General features: G+C 60.9%; 27 protein-coding genes. 8 read left to right on the top strand and 19 right to left on the bottom strand.

Going from position 1 to position 21,245, the window contains the following annotated elements; translation table 11 throughout:
- Positions 1 to 12: 12 nt before the first annotated feature.
- The 5 genes from C266_RS21220 to C266_RS21240 form a co-directional block, all read right to left on the bottom strand.
- Complete coding sequence (locus C266_RS21220; RefSeq protein WP_246831208.1) at positions 13 to 1,086, bottom strand: porin; 1,074 nt, start codon at positions 1,084 to 1,086, stop codon at positions 13 to 15.
- Between the two features lie 233 nt (positions 1,087 to 1,319).
- Positions 1,320 to 1,820 carry a nuclear transport factor 2 family protein gene (locus tag C266_RS26395; protein WP_010806814.1) on the bottom strand — a complete coding sequence of 167 codons (501 nt, stop codon included), beginning with the start codon at positions 1,818 to 1,820 and terminating at the stop codon, positions 1,320 to 1,322.
- A 69-nt stretch (positions 1,821 to 1,889) separates the two neighbouring features.
- Positions 1,890 to 2,231 carry a hypothetical protein gene (locus C266_RS21230; RefSeq protein WP_010806815.1) on the bottom strand — a complete coding sequence of 114 codons (342 nt, stop codon included), beginning with the start codon at positions 2,229 to 2,231 and terminating at the stop codon, positions 1,890 to 1,892.
- 14 nt (positions 2,232 to 2,245) lie between these two features.
- Entirely contained in the window at positions 2,246 to 3,448 is a 1,203-nt protein-coding gene (locus C266_RS21235; protein ID WP_010806816.1) for an SRPBCC family protein, read from the bottom strand.
- Positions 3,449 to 3,506: 58 nt separating this feature from the next.
- Complete coding sequence (locus C266_RS21240; RefSeq protein WP_010806817.1) at positions 3,507 to 4,847, bottom strand: acetamidase/formamidase family protein; 1,341 nt, start codon at positions 4,845 to 4,847, stop codon at positions 3,507 to 3,509.
- Between the two features lie 218 nt (positions 4,848 to 5,065).
- Here C266_RS21240 and C266_RS21245 point away from each other — a divergent pair, with 218 nt between their 5' ends.
- From C266_RS21245 to C266_RS21270, 6 genes are all read left to right on the top strand, one after another.
- Positions 5,066 to 6,622 (top strand): PAS domain S-box protein, encoded by a 1,557-nt coding sequence (locus C266_RS21245; RefSeq protein ID WP_010806818.1) that lies wholly within the window; start codon positions 5,066 to 5,068, stop codon positions 6,620 to 6,622.
- Between the two features lie 167 nt (positions 6,623 to 6,789).
- Positions 6,790 to 7,119 (top strand): non-heme iron oxygenase ferredoxin subunit, encoded by a 330-nt coding sequence (locus C266_RS21250; protein WP_010806819.1) that lies wholly within the window; start codon positions 6,790 to 6,792, stop codon positions 7,117 to 7,119.
- Between the two features lie 13 nt (positions 7,120 to 7,132).
- The gene (locus C266_RS21255) at positions 7,133 to 8,149 is read left to right on the top strand and encodes a 2Fe-2S iron-sulfur cluster-binding protein (RefSeq protein ID WP_010806820.1); all 1,017 of its coding nucleotides are present in this window, start codon (positions 7,133 to 7,135) and stop codon (positions 8,147 to 8,149) included.
- Between the two features lie 32 nt (positions 8,150 to 8,181).
- Positions 8,182 to 8,445, top strand: a complete 264-nt coding sequence (locus C266_RS21260) for a SemiSWEET transporter (RefSeq protein WP_010806821.1) — start codon at positions 8,182 to 8,184, stop codon at positions 8,443 to 8,445.
- A gap of 74 nt (positions 8,446 to 8,519) precedes the next feature.
- A complete protein-coding gene (locus tag C266_RS21265; protein WP_010806822.1) occupies positions 8,520 to 8,861 on the top strand; it encodes a 2Fe-2S iron-sulfur cluster binding domain-containing protein in 342 nt (113 codons plus the stop codon).
- Positions 8,862 to 8,881: 20 nt separating this feature from the next.
- On the top strand, positions 8,882 to 9,814 hold the full coding sequence (locus tag C266_RS21270; protein ID WP_010806823.1) for a catechol 2,3-dioxygenase: 933 nt from the start codon (positions 8,882 to 8,884) through the stop codon (positions 9,812 to 9,814).
- 91 nt (positions 9,815 to 9,905) lie between these two features.
- On the opposite strand, the gene C266_RS21275 is transcribed toward C266_RS21270, so the two are convergent.
- The 4 genes from C266_RS21275 to C266_RS21290 all read right to left on the bottom strand — a co-directional run bounded on the left by C266_RS21275 (position 9,906) and on the right by C266_RS21290 (position 13,698).
- Positions 9,906 to 10,724, bottom strand: a complete 819-nt coding sequence (locus C266_RS21275) for an SDR family oxidoreductase (RefSeq protein WP_010806824.1) — start codon at positions 10,722 to 10,724, stop codon at positions 9,906 to 9,908.
- Positions 10,721 to 11,269: a flavin reductase family protein gene (locus C266_RS21280; RefSeq protein WP_010806825.1), complete on the bottom strand. Its 549-nt coding sequence runs from the start codon at positions 11,267 to 11,269 to the stop codon at positions 10,721 to 10,723. Before C266_RS21280 ends, C266_RS21275 begins: the two co-directional genes overlap by 4 nt.
- Positions 11,259 to 12,524: a styrene monooxygenase/indole monooxygenase family protein gene (locus C266_RS21285; RefSeq protein WP_036664008.1), complete on the bottom strand. Its 1,266-nt coding sequence runs from the start codon at positions 12,522 to 12,524 to the stop codon at positions 11,259 to 11,261. Before C266_RS21285 ends, C266_RS21280 begins: the two co-directional genes overlap by 11 nt.
- Before the next feature lie 292 nt (positions 12,525 to 12,816).
- The gene (locus C266_RS21290; RefSeq protein ID WP_010806827.1) at positions 12,817 to 13,698 is read right to left on the bottom strand and encodes an aldo/keto reductase family oxidoreductase; all 882 of its coding nucleotides are present in this window, start codon (positions 13,696 to 13,698) and stop codon (positions 12,817 to 12,819) included.
- 108 nt (positions 13,699 to 13,806) lie between these two features.
- Between C266_RS21290 and C266_RS21295 the strand changes: the two genes are divergently transcribed.
- Positions 13,807 to 14,715: a LysR family transcriptional regulator gene (locus C266_RS21295; RefSeq protein ID WP_010806828.1), complete on the top strand. Its 909-nt coding sequence runs from the start codon at positions 13,807 to 13,809 to the stop codon at positions 14,713 to 14,715.
- A 131-nt stretch (positions 14,716 to 14,846) separates the two neighbouring features.
- Here the strand turns inward: C266_RS21295 and C266_RS21300 are convergent, their stop codons facing one another.
- From C266_RS21300 to C266_RS21320, 5 genes are all read right to left on the bottom strand, one after another.
- Positions 14,847 to 15,179, bottom strand: a complete 333-nt coding sequence (locus tag C266_RS21300; protein WP_010806829.1) for a ribbon-helix-helix domain-containing protein — start codon at positions 15,177 to 15,179, stop codon at positions 14,847 to 14,849.
- Positions 15,180 to 15,283: 104 nt separating this feature from the next.
- Positions 15,284 to 16,870, bottom strand: a complete 1,587-nt coding sequence (locus C266_RS21305) for a GMC family oxidoreductase (protein WP_010806830.1) — start codon at positions 16,868 to 16,870, stop codon at positions 15,284 to 15,286.
- 14 nt (positions 16,871 to 16,884) lie between these two features.
- The gene (locus C266_RS21310) at positions 16,885 to 17,496 is read right to left on the bottom strand and encodes a hypothetical protein (RefSeq protein ID WP_010806831.1); all 612 of its coding nucleotides are present in this window, start codon (positions 17,494 to 17,496) and stop codon (positions 16,885 to 16,887) included.
- Between the two features lie 46 nt (positions 17,497 to 17,542).
- Positions 17,543 to 17,941 (bottom strand): VOC family protein, encoded by a 399-nt coding sequence (locus C266_RS21315; RefSeq protein WP_010806832.1) that lies wholly within the window; start codon positions 17,939 to 17,941, stop codon positions 17,543 to 17,545.
- 12 nt (positions 17,942 to 17,953) lie between these two features.
- Entirely contained in the window at positions 17,954 to 18,532 is a 579-nt protein-coding gene (locus tag C266_RS21320) for a DJ-1/PfpI family protein (RefSeq protein WP_010806833.1), read from the bottom strand.
- A 199-nt stretch (positions 18,533 to 18,731) separates the two neighbouring features.
- Here C266_RS21320 and C266_RS28465 point away from each other — a divergent pair, with 199 nt between their 5' ends.
- Positions 18,732 to 18,944 (top strand): transposase, encoded by a 213-nt coding sequence (locus tag C266_RS28465; protein WP_144265881.1) that lies wholly within the window; start codon positions 18,732 to 18,734, stop codon positions 18,942 to 18,944.
- 162 nt (positions 18,945 to 19,106) lie between these two features.
- On the opposite strand, the gene C266_RS21325 is transcribed toward C266_RS28465, so the two are convergent.
- From C266_RS21325 to C266_RS21335, 5 genes are all read right to left on the bottom strand, one after another.
- The gene (locus tag C266_RS21325; RefSeq protein WP_144265882.1) at positions 19,107 to 19,364 is read right to left on the bottom strand and encodes a hypothetical protein; all 258 of its coding nucleotides are present in this window, start codon (positions 19,362 to 19,364) and stop codon (positions 19,107 to 19,109) included.
- Between the two features lie 238 nt (positions 19,365 to 19,602).
- Positions 19,603 to 19,890 (bottom strand): hypothetical protein, encoded by a 288-nt coding sequence (locus tag C266_RS27580; protein ID WP_010806835.1) that lies wholly within the window; start codon positions 19,888 to 19,890, stop codon positions 19,603 to 19,605.
- 323 nt (positions 19,891 to 20,213) lie between these two features.
- A complete protein-coding gene (locus tag C266_RS26400) occupies positions 20,214 to 20,492 on the bottom strand; it encodes a hypothetical protein (protein WP_010806836.1) in 279 nt (92 codons plus the stop codon).
- A gap of 22 nt (positions 20,493 to 20,514) precedes the next feature.
- Entirely contained in the window at positions 20,515 to 20,688 is a 174-nt protein-coding gene (locus C266_RS27815; RefSeq protein ID WP_168162942.1) for a hypothetical protein, read from the bottom strand.
- Positions 20,689 to 20,794: 106 nt separating this feature from the next.
- The gene (locus C266_RS21335) at positions 20,795 to 21,097 is read right to left on the bottom strand and encodes a hemagglutinin repeat-containing protein (RefSeq protein WP_010806837.1); all 303 of its coding nucleotides are present in this window, start codon (positions 21,095 to 21,097) and stop codon (positions 20,795 to 20,797) included.
- Between the last annotated feature and the right edge of the window lie 148 nt (positions 21,098 to 21,245).

Genomic DNA, 21,245 nt, shown 5'->3' on the forward strand with positions numbered 1-21,245 from the left:
TCCGCGTACCGGTCAGAAGAAGTGACGCAGGCCCAGCCGGATGGCAGTCTGATTCGAACCGTTCGCAGGTCCAGGCAGCCCCGAGATCCAAGCCATGGCAGTGGCATTGCCAGTGGCGCGCTGGTAAATGAGGTTGGTGTAGACGTCCGTGCGCTTCGAGAACGCGTAGTCGAGCGTGAGACCGAACTGTTGGGCCTTGTTGTCGCCGAGCTGCGCGTTCCCCTTCATGAACTGGTAATCGCCACGCAGCGTGGTCGCCAAGCCGATCGAGTAGTTGACGCCGACCTGGTAGACATCGACGTGCCCGCCGCTAAACGTGTTGCGGGTGTTGGTGTAGATCGCGTCAAACTGCCATTTGTCGAGCCGATAGCGGCCGCCCACCCCCCAGTTGCGGATACCGTCGTTGCCGTTGTTGATCGCCGGATCCTTTGCGTACGTGTACGCGGCATTCAGGTTCAGTGCCCCGTACGCATAGTTGATGCCCGCACTGGTCGTGCTGCGCTGGCCGAAGGACCCCGGTACACCGCCAAGGCCGTACATCACGCCGGCGTTCAGGCCACGATAGTCGGGCGTCATGTACTTCACTGCGTTGGCGACACGGAACGCGCCGCCGACGCGATTGAAGTCGAGGCCGCCGAAGGGCGTGCCCAAGCCCTGGAAAGGCCCCTGCTGAAGGTTGTAGAGGCTCACGTAGGCAAGCGACGGGCCGAGGCGCTGAGCCGATAGCGACTCGAACATGAACTCGTATTGATTGCCCAGCGTTACCGTGCCCCATGGCCCTGCCAGGCCCAGATAGCTCTGCCGCGCGAACGTCCCGCCGCCGATGGACGCGCCGTTCTCCAGCGCAAACTGCCCTTCCAGCTTGAACACGGCCTTGAGTCCGCCGCCCAGATCCTCCGAGCCCTGCAGGCCGAACAGGTTCGGCGTTTGCATGCCGGTGGCCAACACGGTGTTGCGCCCGCCCTGCTGGTTTGCCACGTAAGTCACGCCGGCGTCGATCACGCCGTACAGGTTCACATTGCTTTGCGCCGAGGCCAGCGCAGGCATGCCCAACGCAGCCATACAAATCCATCCAGTTCGCTTCACAGCACGTCTCCTTGAGTTGTCGTGTCCCCGATTGATGGCGAACGGAACCTGCTTCGCGCCAGCCCGACCACCATGAAACGGAGCTTATGAAGACGAAAATCGCGCTGACATTGGGTCGTTCATATAAGCGAATAGATGAGATTACTTATGCGTGCGATGGCTAAGCGCATCCCGAAATAAAAAACGCCGCTCATGTGGCGGCGCATCAAACCCTTTTCCAGTCATCGGTTCCGCTATTGCGCGGCAGGCCCCATCGGCCGCCAATCGGCGTCGTGCCGGTGCATCAACTGAAGATCGAGCAACACGTGCGCGAAACGCCATTGCCCGTCCTCGAACACGACCTGACTCTCATACCAACCGCCGATCCAGTGCGCCGCAGGGGGCGCGTTCCCGGCATCGCCCTGCCGCACTTGCGCCAGCTCCCACAGGTACCAGCGGCAAGTGCCGGTGCATAGATCGTCATTGATCTCCACGAGAGGTGCGACCATGTAGTGCAAGGTCCAGACGATCTGCTCCGCCCCTATGCGGGCGAGTTCCTTCGCGATAACGTCCCTTCCCTGATAGCTTCCGAAGCCGCGCGCTTCCCATGTGGCGTCGCGGCTGAACAGCGGCGCCATGATCTCGGGATCGTTGCGGCGATCCGCACCGCGAGCGTAATGCCCGACGAGTTGCGTCACGGCGAGCGCCGCTTCGAGCCGGGCGATGCGCCGCGAAAGTGTCGATGACGATGCCATCCTGCCTCCCTTGCCACTCGTCCGGTGACGCCGCGCCCTCAGGCGACGCCGCCGGACTTGGTGCATGCGTCAGTTGACCAGATTGCCGTGCTCGGCCACGAAGCGCGACTCATCGAAGCTGTATGGCACTTTCGGATCTCCGCCATAGAGTTCGATGTGCGGTGCGACCTCGGCGAGCGACAACGCGAGCGAGAACAGTCGTGCAGCCTCTCCCGGCATTTCGCCCAGCGGATACCTGTCGAGGTGCGCGAGGATCGTCGGAAGATGCGGCAGCATGTTGTCGTAGAAGTTGCGCAGCTCGCCACGCGACGAGGTGATGCGGCGTTGCTGGCGCTCGTTTTGCGTCGCCAGCGCCCAACGCGCGACAAGCGGTTCGAGCATCTCGAAACCCTTGGGGAGTGTTTGTTCCATGACGTTCGTCTCCTTCATTGTTCCATGTACTTTTCAAGCACCTTGTACCCGTGGCGCAGGAGAATCTCTTCGTCCTGCAGGAACATGTGCTGCTTGGCGCCGGACTCGAGCGCAGCGTGGGTATCTTCCATCGTCGCGGTGTCCTCCAGCCAGGCGTTGCGCTGGAGCACTTGCGCGAACTCGATGGCCCAGCGCTCGCTGTTGGTCTTCGGCGGCTTCACGTAATACTTGCCTTCCCACATCGTCTTGTTGTGCGCGACCGGCCAGAACTGGTGCGTGAACCAGATGCCCTCCGAGATGTGGATCAGGATGTTCGGGAACACCACACTCAGTTCGAACGAGAAGTCATCGCGCCGGCCTGGGTTGACGCCGGTCGGCAGCATCGACGAACTGCGCTGTGACACGAGCGATGCCCCAGAGATACCGTTGGCGACGCCAGCCACCGGCGTAGGCGTAGCGTTGAGCGTGAGGCAGATGCCCGTTGTTCGATGATCGCCGAACAGCGCGACATCGGACAGCCCGGTGGAGAACACGTTCGGAAACGACCCCGCATGGATAGTCGAGACGTGATAAGCCTCCGAGAATGCATCGAGCGCAATCTTCCAGTTGCAATCCAGCATCGTGTTGTAGCTGAAGCACTGCGACATTTCCTGGTACGGGTAACCGCTCAGGTGCTGGCCGATGCCGCCAAGGTAGTCTTGCAGCGTGCGCTCCGGCTGCGCCGCGAGGTTGATGAAGATGAAGCCTTCCCACACATCCGTGTGCACCGGCGTCAGGCCGCCGGAAGACTTTTCGAAGCAGGGCGGGAAGCGCTCCTCTTCGGGCACCTGCACCAGCTTGCCTTGCCCGTCGTACACCCAGCCGTGGAAGCGGCATGTCACGACGGCGGCCTTGTTCCGGCCATAGGTTTCCTCACCGTGTTCGACGATCACCTTGTTGCCGCGATGCGAGCACGTATTGTGAAAACCCCGAACCTTGCCATCCTTGCCGTGGATCAGGATCACCGACGTCTTTGCGAAGTGAATCTTCTTGACCTTGTAGTCACCAATGTTCGGAATCTCCTCGACGCGCCCCACCTTGAGCCATGTGTTCATGAACACACGCTCCTTCTCGCGCTCGAAGAACGCCGGAGAAACGCAGGGCTCGACCGGAATCGGCTCGGTGCCGAGTTCGGGGTACTTCGCCGCCCAGCGCAGCGTGTTGTCTGTTGTATCCATTACCGCTCCTCCTGAAAAATGATTGACTCGTAGTCGTAGAAAGTTCGCGCGATCCGGCTCATGCGCCTGCCACGCCGTCCTCGTCGAGTCCGTACTGCGCGCGCGCGAGATGCGCGATGCCGAGACGTTCGAGAATCGACATCGGACAAAGGAACGTGACCCGTACCACGCCGGGCAGGCGGCTGATTTCGATGGAACCCGCGATCGTCGCGCGATTGAGGATCTCGTCGTAGGGCAGGCCCGTGACGCGCGCCGCCCGCTCGAGGCCAACCTTGGTCGCTTCGTTGAGTGTGGGCGCCGAGCCGATGAAGGTAATCGGCGCGTTCGCCTCGATCGTCGCCTGGCCGTAACGCGCGCCGAGCGCACGCACGTGGGCACGTTGTGCCGCGGTCATCGGGCGGGCCATCGGCGGCAAGTCGTCCGGGCGCTGAAAAAGAATCGGCCCGTCGATCGCCAGCCCCTTGATGACTTCCACCTGCAACTCGACCTCGCCGGCAACATCGGTCGCATGTCCCGCGACCTCGCCATTGCCCTGCTGAGCGTGCATATCGCCCATGTACACGCCCGCACCCGGCACCTTCACCGGGCAGATGACAATGGCCCCTTCGCGCACACTGTTGGTGTCCATGTGGCCATCCGTCTTGTGGGCCTCCAGCGCCTCGCGCGACAAGCCGAAAGCGTGCGGTGCATCGACAAGGAACGCGCCGAAGTCACCGGCGTTGTGCGAATCCGGAATGTCCTGCGACGGCATCGTGCCGATGTTGCCCAGGAACGGTTGCATATGGGCCGCCACGCCGCTCATATCCGCGCGGGCGAGCGACAGGATCGAGTGCTGCTCGGACAGTTCAGGCAATCGCGCGAGCTGGCTTGGCGCGCGAGCGATCCTCTGTGCCGCCTGCGCGTCGACGGTGAGCGAGACGCGGTTCTCGCGGTCGAGAACGATCACGTAACCGTGGCTGAAGCGAAACGCGTTGACCTCGGCGCCGCAAACGTCGCAACGGATCGCCTCGTCCCCGGTGCCCGTCACATGGCTCGAAGGGCTTGGCGTTCCACATGCGGAGCAGAGCTTCGCCACGAACGGGTCGCCGATGTAGCGGCCCTCGACAAACTCCATGACGCCAGACGACGTGGCCAGCGACGTGACCTCGCAGCGCAGAATCTTCAGCGCGACGGCATCGCCGATCTCCGCCCCTTCGACGGCGACCGGCTGCGTGACCTCGTGCCCCCCCTGGAAGATCGGCGTGATCATCGGCCCCCAGCAGCCGGGCGGCGTGCCGGTGACGATGCGCCCACCGTCCCGGACCGGGCCAAGCATGGCTTCGCGCGGACCGATCACGCCGCGGGTGTAGGAATTGACAGATACGACTTCCTGGGGCGCTGCCGGCTGTTCGTGACTCATGGGGGTGTCCTCTATCCTCGTTTGTGACGCCAACCGGAAACCGAATTCCAGTAGCGAAGTGCGCATTGATGTTGGATTCAAGCGTACGGAAATCGCCCTGATGCGGTTATCCGGTCGGATATTTACCGAGTTAGGGGATAACACTTATCGATGCGCGTCACGCGGTTGGAAGGCGGGGGTGGGTGCTATGCTCAATCCGACATCGCGAGGCCACGACCATGAAATTCGTCAACTACTTGAGCCGGACCAACTACCAGGAGGTCTTCCTCTACGCGAACGACATCATGGTGATCCACGACAAGAACACCGGCGAAATCCTCGAGGCGAACCTCAGCGCATGCCAGATGTACGGCCATACGGTCGAGGAACTGCGTGGCATGTCGATTGGCGAACTCACACGCAATCACTTTCCCTATGACACCGAGGCGGGTCTGCGCCGTGTGTGGGAAGCACGCGACTCGAAAGGCAGCGTGATCTTCGAATGGGTCATCCGCAATGCCCAGGGACATGAGACGCCGGTCGAAGTCAGCCTCAAGCTCATTACGCTCAATGGCGTGGAGCGCGTGATCGCGATGGCGCGGGACATTACCGAGCGCCGGCAGGCTGAGGTTGCACTCAGGGAGAAGGAACGCTATTACCGCAAGCTGATCGAGAGTTCGTCCGACGGTGTCGCTATCCTGTCGGAGAGCGGCATCATCCGCTTCCTGGGGCCGTCCATTCGCACGCTGCTTGGCGTGTCCGAGCGTCAGCTCACCGGGCGCTCGGTGTATTCGTTCATCGCGCAAGACGAGGCGGCGTCCATTCGGGAAGCGCTATCCTCGCTTGCCGCAGGCGCCAGCACCAACCTCAGCTATCGTCTCCAGCACCGCAATGGCGCGTGGCGCATTTATGAAGCGCGCTGCCGCAACCTGTTGGCGGATCCGTCGGTGCAGGGCATCCTCGTGAACTTCCGCGACATCACCGAGCGCGTGAAGGTGGAAGAGATGGCCAGAGCGCGGGAATATCAATTAAGCCGTATCGCGCGCATCTCGACGACGGGCGAGATGGCCACGGCGCTCGCACATGAGTTGAATCAGCCGTTTTTCGCGATCGTCAATTTCGTCGCGGGATGCCGCCGGCGCATCCAGGCCGGGCAATATTCCAGCGCCGACTTGCTGCAAATTCTCGAACTGACCCAGCACGAAGCCGAGCGCGCGGGAAAAATCATCAACAAGGTGCGCGAATTCACGTGCAACCGAACCTATCAGCGCCAGGTCATCGACCTGCGCGACCTCGTGCATGACCTTGCCGACCTGATCGCGCTCAAAGCGCAGCAGAATGACGTCACGGTGCACTACCGCATGGACGATGCACCGTGCCTGGTCGAGTGCGACGACGTGCTGATCCAACAAGTCGTGATCAACCTCGCGGTCAATGGCATCGACGCCATGGCAAGCGCACCGCCGGACTCGCGAGAGCTGTGCATTTCCGTGAGCCAGCGTCCGAACCAGTGCATGCAGATCACGGTGGCCGACAGCGGCCCGGGCCTGCCTCGCATCAGTCCCGATCAGATCTTCGCGTCGTTCTTCTCAACCAAGAACGACGGCCTTGGCATCGGCTTATCGCTGTGCAGGTCGATCGTCGACACGCACGGCGGGCATCTGTGGGTCACGAGTTCGGTCGTGCCGAAGCAAACGCGCGTTCATGTCATGCTGCCGCGCACACGCCCCAACGGCGATATCGACTCGCCGCCTCACGGTTCGGCAAGCGCGCCTGCGAGTGCTTCCCCGGAATAAGCGAAAACACTTATTCGCTAAGCAGTCGATCCAATTTGCGGCGCCTCTGCGCAACGCTACCCTGATTCCACGATTCAAATGGTCGCGCGCAAACGCAGGCGCCCCGTGCATCACCGATGCGCGTATGCCTGCGTCATGCGCGTGCGCGGGCATCAGGAGACGCCATCATGACGGTAGCCGACCAAGTCATTCATTTTCTCTGCAAGACCTCCGACGTACCGGAAGGGGGCGCCAAACGCATCGAACTGGCCGGTCGAAGGCCGCTCGCCGTCTTCAATCTCGAAGGAAGCTTCCATGTGACGGACGACACCTGTACGCATGGCGAAGCATCGCTTTGCGACGGTGAGATCGACGGCGATGTGGTCGAGTGCCCATTCCATCAGGGCGCGTTCGACATCCGCACGGGCAAGCCCGCCGGCGCGCCATGCACGATTCCGCTCAGGACGTATGCGGTTGTCGTCGAGCGCGACGACGTGAGTATTCGTATCGACGACTGACAGGGGAACGGAAATGCGCGAGATCACTGTCGAGGGGACGTCGTATCAATTTTCGTGCGACAGCGGCGATACGGTGCTCGGCGGCGGCCTGCGCGCCGGGCTTGGCATGCCTTACGAATGCGCGGTGGGTGCGTGCGGAACGTGCAAGTTCGAACTGCTCGAAGGCGAGATCGAAGAGGGATGGAGCGCGGCACCGGGATTGTCGGAGCGCGACCGCGCCAAGGGACGCAAGCTCGCTTGCCAGTGCAGGCCGAAGGGCGACTGCCGTATCAAGATCCGGCTCGACGATGCATGCCGGCCGATCATCGTGCCACGCAAGTTCGATGCCGTTCTCGTGGCGAGCGAGGGCGTGACGCACGACATCCGCGAGTTCCGCTTTCGCGGCACATCGCCGGCGGCGTTCCTGCCGGGGCAGTTTGCCTTGCTTCACCTCCCTGGCGTGCCCGGCGTTCGGGCGTACTCCATGGCGAATCTGGCCAACGACGAAGGGGATTGGCACTTTCAGGTGCGCCGCGTCGAAGGCGGCGCCGGTTCGTCGGCATTGTTTGACCGGCTCTCGCATGGCGCACGAATTCAGATCGACGGTCCCTATGGCGCGGCTCATCTTCGCACCGACGCGGCACGCGATGTCGTGTGCGTGGCGGGGGGGTCCGGACTCGCGCCGATGCTTTCGATCGCTCGGGGCATGTCGCAATCCGGCATGCTGGACACGCAGCGCCTGCACTTCTTTTACGGAGGGCGGGAGGCGCGCGACGTTTGCGGTGAAACGCAATTGCGCAGCCTGCAAGGCTACGGAGACCGTATCCGTTTCTATCCCGTCGTGTCGGCACCCAACGAGGGGAATGGCACGACATGGGAGGGGCGCACGGGATTCGTCCATCAGCATGTCGAGGAAGTGATCGGCGCGCACATGCAGGCGTGCGAGTTCTATATGGCCGGGCCACCGCGAATGATCCACGCGATGCAGGACATGCTGCACGTGCGCCACGCGGTGCCGCCGGCGCAAGTTCACTTCGACCGCTTCTTCTGAGCCGCGCCCCTGTGGCGCACGGAATCACTCTTATGGAAACGACCGACGCCGTTGGCCTGCTGGCGGGACTCCTCACCACCGTTTCGTTCATACCGCAGGTCGTCAAGATCTGGCGCTCGCGTTCCGCGCGCGATATCTCGTATGGCATGTACGCGTGCTTCATCGCGGGCGTGAGCCTGTGGCTGTACTACGGCATCGCTATCGGCGCCCGCCCGATCGCCCTCAACAACGCGGTGGTCCTACTGCTGGCCATCGTCATCGTCGTGCTGAAGCTGCGCTTCGAACGGGCACGGTGACAACGGGCACGCGCGAAACGCGGGGGCGTGGCATCCATACGTCGAGACAGGACGGAAAGTCCGGGAGACATGAGATGTTCGAAGTGGAGATCGACGACATTGGCCTGCGCTATCTATGCGACGCGCAGCAAAGCCTGCTGCGCGGCATGGAGCAGCTTGGCAAGCGCGGCATTCCGGTCGGCTGCCGCAGTGGAGGCTGCGGCGTGTGCAAGGTGAGGGTGATCGCGGGCACCTGCCGGCTCGGCAAGATGAGTCGGGCATGTGTCAGCGAGCAGGAGGCGCAAGAAGGTGTGGTGCTCGCTTGCCGCGCCTATCCCGAAAGCCATGTGCGCGTGGCACTGGCCGAGAAGATGCAACGCTGCCTGAACCGGGGTGCCGACGGCGGGCGCAACGACGATGGCGAAGAACAACAGTGAATTACTCAAGGAGACAAATGATGGCATTGACTGGCGTATTGCGCCCCGGACACGTGGCGCTTCGAGTACTCGACATGGATGCGGCGCTCAAGCACTACACCGAGGTGATCGGCTTGATCGAGACCGGCCGCGACGAGCAGGGCCGCGTATTCCTCAAGGGGTGGGACGAGCACGATCACCACAGCGTGATCCTGCGCGAGACGGATCGCGCCGGCATGGATTTCATGGGCTTTCGCGTCGACTCCGACGCCACGCTCGAGCGTCTGGCCGGCGAGCTGGCGCAGTGCGGTCTGGCAACGGACCTGACGTGGCTGCCCGAGGGCGATCTGCGTCACACGGGACGCCGCTTGCGCTTCACCGTACCGACCGGGCATTCGATCGAGATCTACGCGCACAAGGATCAGGTCGGCTGCGCCACCGGCGACGTCAATCCCGATCCGTGGCCGGACGGGCTTCGCGGCATGGCGCCGGGCCGCTTCGATCACTGCCTGCTCTACGGCGACGACCTCGACGGCACCGTCAAGCTGTTCCGCGAGGTGCTGGGCTTTACGCTGGCCGAGCAGATCATCGCCGGCCCCGAAAACATGCTGATCGGCGCCTTCTTAACCTGCTCGAACAAAGCGCACGACGTCGCCTTCATCCGTCACCCGGAGAAAAACAAGTTCCACCACGCGTCGTTCAGTCTGGACAACTGGGGCGAGGTGCTGCGTGCGGCCGATATCATCTCCAAGCGCGAGGTGTCGCTCGATATCGGCCCGACGCGCCACGGCATCACACGCGGCGAGACGATCTATTTCTTCGACCCGTCCGGCAACCGGAATGAAGTGTTCTCGGGCGGCTACACGCACTACCCGGATAAGCCCACCATCACCTGGACCGAAGCGGAAATCGGCAAGGCGATCTTCTATCACGACCGCAAGCTCAACGAGGCGTTCCTGTCAGTGCTGACCTGAGACCGTAGACGCAAGAAAAACGCCCCGATCAGCATGATTCCGATCGGGGCGTTTCTTTTTTGGGCGCCGGTTCGCGCCGGCACGCGGGGGATTACACGGCCGAGGGCAGTAGCTCGGCAATAGGCGAGAGGGTCTGCTCCGGCCCCATGGCGGCATAACCACCGTCGACGGCCAGGTTCGCCCCGGTAACAAACGACGCCTTGTCCGACACAAGGAACAGTACGGCGTTGGCGACTTCCTCCGGCTCTCCGATGCGGCCGAGCATATGGAACTTCGACGCGACAGCATTGGTTTTGGCTTTGTCGCCGCCCGAGATGGCGTCGAGTACGCCCGACCACGTCCAGCCCGGCGAGACGGCATTCACGCGGATGCCGTCCTTGGCCAGATCCAGCGCCTGGCTGCGCGTCAGTTGCAGGATGGCGGCCTTGCTGGCCGGATACAGCCATCGGCCGGCTTGCGCTGCGGAGGCGCTGGTAGAACCGAAATTCACCACCGCGCCGCCACCCGCTTCGAGCAGGAACGGATACGCCTCTTGCAACAGCATGCATCCGCCCACCACATTGACGTCCAGCGCCGCATGCCACTGCGCGCGGGTGGAGGCTTGGCCGTTATCAACATAAGCGCAAGCGACGTTGACCAGAATGTCGATGCGTCCATAGTGCGCATGAGCCGTCTGCACGCAATGACGAATCGCTTCGTCGCTCGCAAGGTCAGTCTCGACGAACAACGCTTGCGGCCCGATTTCGTCGGCCAACGCGCTGGCTCGCGGCACATCGATATCGGCGATGACGACATTGGCCTGCGCCGCGCACAATGCCCGTACCACGGCAGCGCCGATCAGCGTGGCGCCGCCGGTCACGATGGCAGTCTTGCCTTCGATGCCCCAGATCGTTGCGGAATTCCGGCTCATGCTTCCTGCTCCTGAAGTACGGTGTCAAAGGGGCGCAGCACGCCCTTGCAGAACACCAGTGGTGCGGCGTCGTGCCAGCGGAAGCGTTGAACGCGTCCGACGAGAATGAGGTGATCGCCGCCCGGATGGATGGCTTCGACATCGCATTCGAGATGCGCGGCGGCACCGGTAATGAGGGGCACGTCGTGCGCGCCGGCGGTAATGTCCACCGTTGCGAACTTGTCCGCAGCGGGTTGTGCGAAGCGCGTGCAGATGGCGTCCTGATCTCCCGCGAGAATGTTGATCGCGAAGTGCCGGCAGTCGGCAAACGCCCGCGCGTTCGGCGAACTGCGAGCCAGGCTCCACAGGATCAATGGCGGATCCATCGACACCGATGAGAACGAGTTGGCCGTGATACCGATACGCCGGCCATCGTGGTCGACCATCGTCACGACGGTCACGCCCGTGGCGAAGCAACCGAGCGCGCGCCGAAAATCGACGCGGGCGGCGGGCAGTTCATGGGCGTGTCGCCAGTCCGACGACGTGCGGGAAGCGTCAGGCAGCATCGCTCCCCCCTCGCGCCTCGACGAAGCGCCGCGCGGCGGGCAGGTCGGCGATCCACGGCCAGAAATTGCGCGGCGTCTCGAAGCAGGCAACAAAGTCGTCGGCGATGTTGCGATGATTCGCGGCTGCACCCAACACATGCATGATCGCTTCGCCGGGCGGCTCGAGCAGGGCATTCGTGAATGCGGTGGTATAGCTTGCGGAGGCGTCCCAGAAAGCGTCGAACGTCTCCTGCATCCATTGGGCGCTGTGCGGTGAGGTGCCGTGCGTCACGATCGCATCGATAAGATGCTCGGCCATGCGCGACGCGTTGTTCGCGCCTTGCCCGGCGATGGGGTCGTTCAGGCACACGGCGTCGCCGACGCCCATGACGACCCGGCCCGACGGGAGGCGTCCGACGGGGTGGCGCACCGTCGGTGTGAAGGCGCCCTTGAGCCAGGCGTTCGGATCGGTCAGTTGCGCGTCGTCGAGGAGGCCGGCGTCTTCGGGTGCGAAGTCGCGTATCACGTCTTTGGCGATCTTGAGCATTTCGTTGCCGTCGGTGGCCCCCTGGAAACGGTCCATCGCGCTGCCGGGACGGGCCTCGAACAGGAAACTGCGGCACTCGCCGGCGGAATGGGTGAAGAAGGGCAGCGAGAAAAACTCGCCGACGCCGAAGATGAAATTGAAGCGCAACGGCCGGAAGTCGGCCTTCGACCAAGGACGGTCACCGACAATTTGCGGACCCTTGAGCAGTAGGGCGGCGAGATTGCGCGGCGGCGTGTCGTGAACGCTGCGAGAGGCGTCACGGGCGAAAAGGGCGTTGATGGCGCCTTTGCCGGACGCGACGAGCGTGAGGTCGCATTCTGCGGCGATGCTGTCGAGTTCTTCCAGGGAAACCGATTGCAAGATGAGACGCCCGCCTCGCCGCTCGAACTCCTGCGTCCAGCGGGCGAATTTTGTGCGCTGATCGATGGCTTGGCCCGACTTGTCAAACAGGCGGCCTTTCAGGGTGAGCAGCGACTTGCCCGACGGCTCACGGAAATCGACGAGCATGCCTTCGCCCAGAGGGGCGACGTCTTCCCAGAAATTCAGGCCAAGGCGCCGCTCCATGTCGAGCGTCTGATTGAACAGGAACGCCGTGCTCGGAATCCTGCCGCCCAACAACTGGTCGGGGGTACGGTCGGTGTACAACGTGACATCGCATCCGCGATCGAGCAAGCCGAAGGCCAGGTGAAAGCCACCTTGGCCTCCGCCGATGATTGCAATCTTCTTCATGTCAGCCATCCTCTCGTTGAGATTTTCCAACGTAGGGTAGGAGGATGGGCGTTCGCGGTAAATGGGATCGGACACCTATGAGGGTAAAGGGAAATACCTAGGGCTTAACCAGTGAGCAACACCCTTGATGTCGCCCCCCCCTGAACGGACGTTCACGATCCCGCCCATCGCTGGCTCCGCGAAACGATCTTGACGGTTTGCACGGCTCACTCGGCCTGAGCCTTGAGGCGACATTCGATACGCTTTTAGCCGAATTGGCGACTGCACCCTATCGCGCTCAGATCGCCCGGCATCACAGCGACGCAGGGTTGGCGGTCACCGTCTCCAGCTTGTCGATCACCTCGCCGGGCAATCTCAGTTCGGCCGCCGCCAGATTCTGCCGCAGGTGCTCGACCGAGGAGGTGCCGGGAATGAGCAGCATGTTGGGGGAGCGCTGCAACAGCCAGGCCAGCGCCACCTGCATGGGCGTTGCACCCAGTTCTGCCGCCACCGCCGACAGAGCATCCGCCTGCAACGGAGAGAAGCCTCCGAGTGGGAAGAAAGGCACGTAGGCGATGCCATCGATCGCCAGTTGCTGAACCAGCGCGTCGTCGCCACGGTGCACCAGGTTGTAGTGGTTCTGCACGCAGGCAATATCGCAGATCCTTCGCGCATCCTCGACCTGCCGAGCCGTCACGTTGCTCAGCCCGATATGGCGAATCAAACCCTGTTGCTGCAGTTCGGCCAGGGTTGACAGCGGCGCTTCGAGCGAGCCTTCCGCGGGGCCATGAACGTCCAGCATGCTGCGCAGGTTCACCACCTCCAGTACGTCGAGGCCCAGATGGCGCAGGTTGTCGTGAACGGCCTGGCGCAGCTCCTCAGGCGACATTGCAGGTATCCACGAGGCATCCGAGCCGCGCCGGGCACCAACCTTAGTGACGATCAGCAGATCGTCGGGGTAGGGGTGCAACGCCTGGCGAATAATCTGGTTAGTGATGTGCGGGCCGTAGAAGTCACTGGTGTCGATGTGATTGACGCCGCTTTCCACCGCTGCGCGAAGCACGGCCACTGAAGCCTCCCTGTCTCTGGGCGGACCAAAGACGCCGGGCCCGGCCAGTTGCATGGCACCGTAGCCCATCCGTCCGACATCACGACTGCCGACGCGGAATTTGCCTGCCTGATGGATAGTTTTCATCGAGATCTCCTTTCAAGAAGTCCTCAATATATTCAACTTGACCTTGTGCGATAAGTATGTGTAATTGGTACAGTCTGTGCATATTGGCGAACAATGGAGTGAATCTCAATGGCAGAACAGCTCAGCGACCTGACGGCATTCATGGCCGTCGCCCGGGCCGGTGGCTTTCGCGAAGCGGCCCGGGCCGGCGGTGTCAGTGCGTCGAGCCTGAGCGAGGCCCTGCGACGGCTGGAGACGCGGCTGGGTGTACGCCTGCTCCACCGCAGTACGCGCAGCGTGTCGCCGACCGAGGCCGGTGCGCGATTGCTGGAACGGCTCGGTCCGGCGCTCGGTGAGATCGAGGCCGCGCTCGACGTCGTTAACGGCTTTCGGGATCGTCCGGTCGGAACATTGCGGCTCAATGTGCCGGCCAGTGCGGCGCGGCTGGTATTACCTAGTCTGGTGCCGCCCTTCTTGGCCGCCTACCCGGACATCCTCCTGGACGTGGTGGTCGAGGAGGGGTTTGTCGACATCCTCTCGGCGGGATGTGACGCCGGCATCCGTTACGAGGAGCGCCTGGCCCAAGACATGATCGCCATCCCCATCGGTCCGCGCCGGCAGCGCATGGCGACGGCGGCCGCTCCCACCTATCTCGCCGCGCGCGGATGCCCGAACCATCCGCGCGACCTGCTGAACCACGCCTGCCTGCGTGGTCGTTTTGCCAGCGGCGCCATGCCGGCTTGGGAATTCCAGCGCAAGGCCGAGGTGGTGACCGTGGAGCCCGGTGGGCCCTTGATTTATCGGATAAGCGGCGGGGTGGATCTGGCGATCGACGCAGCCGTCTCGGGCTGTGGCGTCATCCACCTGTTCGAAGACTGGTTGAGACCTCACCTCGATAGTGGCGCCCTGGTGCCGGTGCTGGAGACGTGGTGGCAGCCCTTCACCGGGCCCTTCCTGTATTACCCGGGCCGGCGCCATCTCCCGGCACCGCTTCGGGCCTTCGTGGATTTCGTTCAGGCGCAGCGGATCGGTGCGTGAGGTCCAATGCAGGAATCGTAAGCACTTACGGCCTGTGGTCAAGCGATTGCGTTCATCAGCGACACCAATCATCCGCAGCACGCTGGAGCACCTGGTGTCATTATTGAAAGCGTCCCATCGTGGACGCTGGATTAGGCCCCGACCACCATCGGTCTGAAGCCACGGTCCATGATGCGGTCCACACCGGGCTTTTCGCCTACTGAATTCAGTGAAAGGTAGCGTAGGCAGCAGACGCGCAAGAACGATGCGAAATTGACCGGTGGCTCGCCCCGCAAGACCGTCAGCTCGTCATAGAGTTTGGCCGCAAACTGGCTGGTCGTCGAATGTTCGCGTACGGCGATTTCTTGCAGAACATCCCAGAAGAGATTTTCCAGGCGAACCGTCGTGACGACACCGTGAATGCGAAGAGAACGAGTGCGGGATTCATAGACGATTGGGTCGGCAGTGATGTAGACGTTACACATGAATCATCCCCCTTCATCGCAAAAAACAAAGATGCGACTGGATGTATCGCTAGCCATCCAGCCGCGCTTTAAGCGTCGCTATCCGTCTCCAATGCTACAAGGTTTCAGATGTGACGTTTGCCCATCTGATCCGCGATGTAATCGGCTTGCCGAATTGCCAGGGTAACGATCGTGAGCGTGGGATTCTCGCCGGCACCCGTGGTGAATTGACTGCCGTCGGAAATGAACAGGTTCGGAATGTCATGCGTCTGCCCAAATCCGTTGCAGACCCCATCCTGGGCACGCGCACTCATACGTGCCGTACCCAGATTGTGCGTCGACGGGAAGGGCGGAGAACGGAACGTCGACTTCGCACCAACCGCCTCGTACACTGCCTGGCCCTGCTTGTATGCGTGATTGCGCATGGCGGTGTCGTTGTCGTGATCGTCAAAATGGACGTTCGCCACCGGCAGACCGTACTGATCCTTGACGTCTTTGTTCAGCGTCACGCGGTTTGTCGCGCGGGGCATATCCTCGCCGACGATCCACATCGATGCGGTGTGAGCGTATTCATCCATGGCTTGCGTGAACTTCGCGCCCCAGGTACCGGGATCGTAGAACGCGGCGAAGAAGGGCAGCCCGACCGAAAGTGTCTCCAAATGATAGCCGCCTGCGAAACCTCGCTTCGGGTCGTGGTGTGCCTCATCTTCGATGATTCCGGCCATGGTAGTGCCTTTGAACATCTCCACGGGCTTGTCAAAGACCCCATACACGGTTCCAGTCGTGTGACGCATGTAATTGCGCCCCACCTGGTCGGAAGAATTGGCCAGGCCGTTAGAGAATTTGCCCGACGCCGAATTCAGGAGCAAGCGCGGCGTTTCGATGGAATTGCCCGCAACTGCGACGATGCGAGCCTTCTGGCGCTGAAGCTTGCCTTTGACGTCGTGGTACAGCACCGCGGTGACCTTGCCTTCGGCATTGTGCTCGATGCTCACCACGTGCGATTGCGGGCGAAGCTCCATATGGCCTGTGGCTTGCGCCTTGGGAATCTCCGTGTAAAGCGTGGACCATTTGGCGCCGAAGCGGCAGCCCTGGAAGCAAAAGCCGCGCTGATAACAGTGGCTACGGCCATCGCGATTGACGCTGTTGATGGCCATGTGACCGGTATTACACTCCTTGTATCCGACCTTCCTGGCGCCGGCCGACATCACCTTGAAGTTGTTGTTCCCAGGCAAACCGGGCAGACCATTCGTGCGAGTCACTCCCATCTTCTTCTCTGCCAGATCATAGTACGGCGCTAGATCCTGGAGAGTGACTGGCCAGTCAAGCAGGCTGGTGCCGTCGATCGCACCGTATGTCGTGCGTGCTTTGAATTCGTGCTCCTGGAAGCGCAAGCTGGCCCCCGCCCAGTGAGTCGTCGTACCGCCGACGGTCTTGCAAATCCACGCGGGCAAGTTCGGAAAGTCCTTTGCCACGCGCCACGTACCCGACGTCGTCCGCTTGTCGAGCCAGGACAATAGCTGAAAGGAATCCCACTCCTCCGTCTTGAAGTCCGCTTGCGTATGCAGCGCACCCGCCTCGAGCACAACCACGTCGATCCCTTTTTGAGCGAGTTCGTTCGCCAGGGTGCCACCGCCCGCGCCGGAGCCGATAATCACAACGACGCTGTCGTCGTTCAGGGAAAAGACCTTGCCCTTATCTTTCGTAGCCAATTTGGTTCTCCTCATCACTGTGCAGGGATCGGACCACTGTCTTGTTCAGGGGGATTCGGCAGCCAAGCCAGGTCGTTGAATCCGTTGAACAGATAGCCGCCGTCACCTTCGCTGGCGCGATAACCAAAATGCTTGTAGGCGAGTGTATTGCTGTAGAGAGCCACGATGCCGGTACCACGAACGGTCTCAAAGAATGGAGACTTCGAGATTGCGTCTACGTCTTGAATCTGGGCTTGCGCCGGTTGCTTGGTCCAATCCGTGCCGGGAGCGCGCCGATCCAGTTCTCGAATACCGTCCACCAGTTGCCTGCGCACGGTGGCATCTTTCTGGGCCTTGCCGTCCAGCGCCTTGACGAGGAGCGCGTAGACAGCATCGTCGAGGTTGCTGTGGGGGAAGATCTGCTTGCTTAGGGCGAGAAGGACTGCCCCTTGATGTGTGCTCAGGCGCTGTAGTTCCGCAGCCCAGACTCGGCTGGGTGTCACCATCGCCAGCGTGGATGACAGCGCAAGCGTACCGATCAGGATGCCCGTTCCTCTTAGCATCTCACGGCGTGTTAGCTCGACCCGCATGCCGCTTTCGATGGCGCCGCTTTCCTGGCGTGCAATCGTGATTGTCTTGCCTACCATTTTTGTCTCCTTTGTGGGTTCCGGGCTCTTTGGCCCGATATATCCGCTACTGGTAGTGCCCGTGCTTCTCGAGCACCTCAATCTTGTAGCCATCCGGGTCTTCAATGAAGAAGTAGCGCGCCAGCAAGTCGCCGGATGCGTTGTTAAATTCCCGGATGTCCTTCGGTTGAAGTCCCAGGGCTATCAGACGTTCACGCTCGGCGTGAACGTCACCGACAACCACGGCAACGTGACCGTACCCATCTCCATGCGAGTACGGCGTTTCTCGCCCTTTGTTCCACGTAAGTTCAATCTCCGCCTCGGTTTCGGCGTTGCGGAGATACACAAGAGAGAATTCGTCGAAGTCCAGACGGTGGCTGGGCGTGAGTCCCAACGCGGCCTCATAGAAGCGCAGCGACCGATCCAGGTCGACGACACGAATCATGGTGTGAATGAGTTTTGCCACAACGTTGTCTTTTTAGTGCGTGATTCGGGTGCCAAGGAGCGTCAGAAACTGAGCCAGCCAGTTGGCATGCGACGTCCATGCGGGTGCGGTCACGAAATTGCCGTCGGTGATGGCATCGGGCCAGTCGAGAGATTGATAGGAGCCGCCCGCCAGGGTGACCTCCGGAGCGCATGCCGGGTACGCGGAGATGCGCTTGCCTTCAATGACGCCAGCGGCGGCCAGCAATTGGGCGCCGTGACATACCGCAGCGATTGGCTTCTTTGCCTCCGCGAAATGACGCACAGCGCTGATGACTCGCTCGTTCAGACGCAGATACTCGGGCGCTCGGCCGCCGGGAATCAGAAGCGCGTCATAGGCGCTCGGCTCTATGGTGGCGAAATCGGCATTCAACGTGAAATTGTGGCCACGCTTTTCGGTGTAAGTCTGATCACCTTCGAAATCGTGAATGGCCGTACGGATCGCGTCACCTGCGCGTTTGTCGGGCGCTACCACATGGACTGTGTGCCCCACTGCGGACAACGCCTGGAATGGCACCATCAACTCATAGTCTTCGACGAAATCGCCGGCGATGATCAGAATTCGCTTTCCCATTGTTGCGACCTCCTACATTAGGTGAAGAAGCGATACGGGGATGAATCTTGGGTACGACCGAGGATTTGAGATTGAAATGAAAACCCTCGAGTGCTTTAGTCGCGACGACAGGTAGCCACGGCCACCAATCAGCCACGAATGCAGTCAACTTTTGATCGAGTATAGGAAGCCCACGATCACGCGGGTAATAGATGGCTAAATGGGGAACAATCTGGGGTGGGCCGCTGCCGGGATCGTAAGCGCTTCTGTGCCTATGATGGACTGCTGCCGGAAACACGGCATTTCGGAGGCCGCGGTTGATAACTGGTGTAGCCGCTACGGCGGCATGGATGTCTCGGGGGCGCGGCGGAGGAAGAGAACCAGCGGCTCGAGCGCTTGGTCGCCGACTAGGCGAGCGACATCCGGGTCTTGAAGGGCGTTCGAGGAAAAAATGTGAGCTCGCCCGTGCGACGTCGAGAAATCGTGTGGCAAGTATTGCGCCGCACGACTATTAGGAGCGCAGGCACGTGCCGAGAATAAATTCCGGTTCGAGGTGAGTTTTAGCTCGTCGAGCAGTCGTTCGACGAGCCCCAGCTCAGCTCGATTTTGCTTCAGGCTTTTTTCCGGCTGCGAGAGCACCGTTGTCCTCTCCCAGCGCCCCCACAGTGCCGCTCGCAGCGGCATATCCGCGCGAAGCGGACACCCGTGCGTCGCCGCCGGAATTTGCCGCTGCGCTTACCTGATTGGTGACGTTTTGACCAATACCTGTGATGTCCTTGCCCGCCATGATGCCGATTCCGGAAACCAGCATCTTGCGGCAAACCATCCCCGCGAATGCCTGTGTGCGGGACATGCAGCGTCCCGTTCCGGGCGGCACCATCATCCGCATTCCGCTGAGGACTTGATACAGCGGTTGATTTGACCTGTTCTGATGGTTCTTCTTTCGCGCTATGCCTTCCCTTACGCTGGATTGGCTTCTTGCGATGGCATGTTCTTGTTAGCTACTCCATTACTGGATTTTCGAAGGTGTTGCGCCCCAGCGTTAACGCTTGCACCTGTGTTCCAGAAATTCGACTCAATGGCCTTTCGCGTCATTTCGATTTAAACGATCCATACATATCCTGCCCCGTAAGATTGCTAACTCTTCGCAGCAGACTTTCAAGTGAAACATACTTCTCACTGTAATCGTATTTTTGTATTGCCAGCGACATACATTCCGACCGAAGGTGTGCGGAAAGCTCTAGCATGGCGGCCATGACATCCTCGTCCCCGCTAGACTTTCTTAACGCTTCGCTGCCGACACGGTAGGCGTCTCCGTAGGCACCGGCGCGAATATTTTTTAGGATGCGATCAGAAAATCCACTCAAGCGCCACCTCATTTAGTAACTTGCTCCTCTCACCAAGACCACTTGGTCATCGAATGCCTTTAATTTCGACGATCTTGTTCGCATTCGGATCCGCCCACTGGTTTCGGCTCGGCACCAACACCTGCTGTGCTCCACCTGGTGCCGAGTATGTCCCCTGTTGAATAGGTACGACTTGGCTAGTAAACACTTTCGGCTCAACCCCGGGCAATGGATTCATCGAATACACGTCAAATCCCATCTGTGCCCATCGAATGGCCAGCTCAGCGGGAAGACCGAGCTTAACGGAATCTTTTCATCGATAGTGGGCGGGTCGCAACTCCCGGCGTAGTTTAGCGTTAATGGCTTAATGCCGCGACCACTTGAACCACGTCTTCTGAAGACTCTACCGACATGATCGGGTCTTCGTAACTATCGATATTTTCGTTAATCCATTGCTCGGTCAGTCGTTTTACGTGGAATTTAACGACAACACTATATTCATCAGCGCTGACAATGGACGTCAACGTCAGATTCGGAACCGATGCACGCCATTCAACGAAAACGTGAGCGATAAACAGAATGGCCTGCCCCAAAGGGGACTTGTCGTCGTAGTCCTCAATGTGGAGTGAATTCACGAAGCTCTCGTAGCCTGTGCAATCAGGAAAAATTATTTCTCGTTACGTTCTTAGCTGATGGAAAAAGTGCAGCAAGAAAATGGCAATCGTCACGAACGTCAAACCCGCTTCCGGCAATCGTAGACAACGCCGGGCAAAGTGGTGCTGCGAAGACCACATCCGCCAGCACCGCCGCCATGGCCGTATTGATTTTCACTAATTACCTCCAAGATACTTAGAGATTCCCTTTCTAATTGAACAATGTTCGTGTCGCCACCGCTCGCGAGCACGGCGGTGTTGCTCGCATTAATGTGGGAACTGTACTAGAACGTCGAATCCGAATTCGCGTCGCCGTTGGACTTCAAGAGTGATGCCGATATGCCCCAGCCGCTCGTGCCGTACGACACGCCGAAGCTGCCGCTCTTCGATTCGTTCTCGCTGCCTGTCGACTCCGTGTCCTTGCTGCTGAGCACGTTGACCTGGTTATTCGCCTGTAGCAGAACGTCCTTTGCATCGATGTTCGAGCCGATGATGTTGATGTTGCCTTTCCCCGACGCCGCATCTCCAGTCGCCATGAACGCCGCAGTACCGCCCGCCTTGATGTTGCTCGAAGACCCTCGACTCAACGCAATCTCGTTGGCGTTGCCGAGAATCGTCGTCGCGGTATCGCTAACAGCTGGATCGCTGTTCTTGTCCCTCGTTGCGACAAGCTTCCGCAGCCTCCCGCCGCTAATGCGCCGACGCTCGTGAAATCTGCAGCATTGCCTTGCGCCG

Origin of the sequence: Pandoraea sp. SD6-2 (genome assembly GCF_000389825.1) — a bacterium.
In the GTDB taxonomy this organism is placed as follows: domain Bacteria; phylum Pseudomonadota; class Gammaproteobacteria; order Burkholderiales; family Burkholderiaceae; genus Pandoraea; species Pandoraea communis.

What these genes read in the sequence shown, in the direction of transcription:
- C266_RS21235 (WP_010806816.1), bottom strand. Translation starts at nt 3,448, where the DNA reads ATGGATACAACAGACAACACGCTGCGCTGGGCGGCGAAGTACCCCGAA.
- C266_RS21260 (WP_010806821.1), top strand. Translation starts at nt 8,182, where the DNA reads ATGGAAACGACCGACGCCGTTGGCCTGCTGGCGGGACTCCTCACCACC.
- C266_RS21255 (WP_010806820.1), top strand. Translation starts at nt 7,133, where the DNA reads ATGCGCGAGATCACTGTCGAGGGGACGTCGTATCAATTTTCGTGCGAC.
- C266_RS21310 (WP_010806831.1), bottom strand. Translation starts at nt 17,496, where the DNA reads ATGGTAGGCAAGACAATCACGATTGCACGCCAGGAAAGCGGCGCCATC.
- C266_RS21240 (WP_010806817.1), bottom strand. Translation starts at nt 4,847, where the DNA reads ATGAGTCACGAACAGCCGGCAGCGCCCCAGGAAGTCGTATCTGTCAAT.
- C266_RS21295 (WP_010806828.1), top strand. Translation starts at nt 13,807, where the DNA reads ATGGCAGAACAGCTCAGCGACCTGACGGCATTCATGGCCGTCGCCCGG.
- C266_RS21300 (WP_010806829.1), bottom strand. Translation starts at nt 15,179, where the DNA reads ATGTGTAACGTCTACATCACTGCCGACCCAATCGTCTATGAATCCCGC.
- C266_RS21325 (WP_144265882.1), bottom strand. Translation starts at nt 19,364, where the DNA reads ATGTCCCGCACACAGGCATTCGCGGGGATGGTTTGCCGCAAGATGCTG.
- C266_RS21270 (WP_010806823.1), top strand. Translation starts at nt 8,882, where the DNA reads ATGGCATTGACTGGCGTATTGCGCCCCGGACACGTGGCGCTTCGAGTA.
- C266_RS27580 (WP_010806835.1), bottom strand. Translation starts at nt 19,890, where the DNA reads ATGAGGTGGCGCTTGAGTGGATTTTCTGATCGCATCCTAAAAAATATT.
- C266_RS21275 (WP_010806824.1), bottom strand. Translation starts at nt 10,724, where the DNA reads ATGAGCCGGAATTCCGCAACGATCTGGGGCATCGAAGGCAAGACTGCC.
- C266_RS21320 (WP_010806833.1), bottom strand. Translation starts at nt 18,532, where the DNA reads ATGGGAAAGCGAATTCTGATCATCGCCGGCGATTTCGTCGAAGACTAT.
- C266_RS21290 (WP_010806827.1), bottom strand. Translation starts at nt 13,698, where the DNA reads ATGAAAACTATCCATCAGGCAGGCAAATTCCGCGTCGGCAGTCGTGAT.
- C266_RS21265 (WP_010806822.1), top strand. Translation starts at nt 8,520, where the DNA reads ATGTTCGAAGTGGAGATCGACGACATTGGCCTGCGCTATCTATGCGAC.
- C266_RS21250 (WP_010806819.1), top strand. Translation starts at nt 6,790, where the DNA reads ATGACGGTAGCCGACCAAGTCATTCATTTTCTCTGCAAGACCTCCGAC.
- C266_RS28465 (WP_144265881.1), top strand. Translation starts at nt 18,732, where the DNA reads ATGGGGAACAATCTGGGGTGGGCCGCTGCCGGGATCGTAAGCGCTTCT.
- C266_RS21245 (WP_010806818.1), top strand. Translation starts at nt 5,066, where the DNA reads ATGAAATTCGTCAACTACTTGAGCCGGACCAACTACCAGGAGGTCTTC.
- C266_RS21285 (WP_036664008.1), bottom strand. Translation starts at nt 12,524, where the DNA reads ATGAAGAAGATTGCAATCATCGGCGGAGGCCAAGGTGGCTTTCACCTG.
- C266_RS26395 (WP_010806814.1), bottom strand. Translation starts at nt 1,820, where the DNA reads ATGGCATCGTCATCGACACTTTCGCGGCGCATCGCCCGGCTCGAAGCG.
- C266_RS21280 (WP_010806825.1), bottom strand. Translation starts at nt 11,269, where the DNA reads ATGCTGCCTGACGCTTCCCGCACGTCGTCGGACTGGCGACACGCCCAT.
- C266_RS21230 (WP_010806815.1), bottom strand. Translation starts at nt 2,231, where the DNA reads ATGGAACAAACACTCCCCAAGGGTTTCGAGATGCTCGAACCGCTTGTC.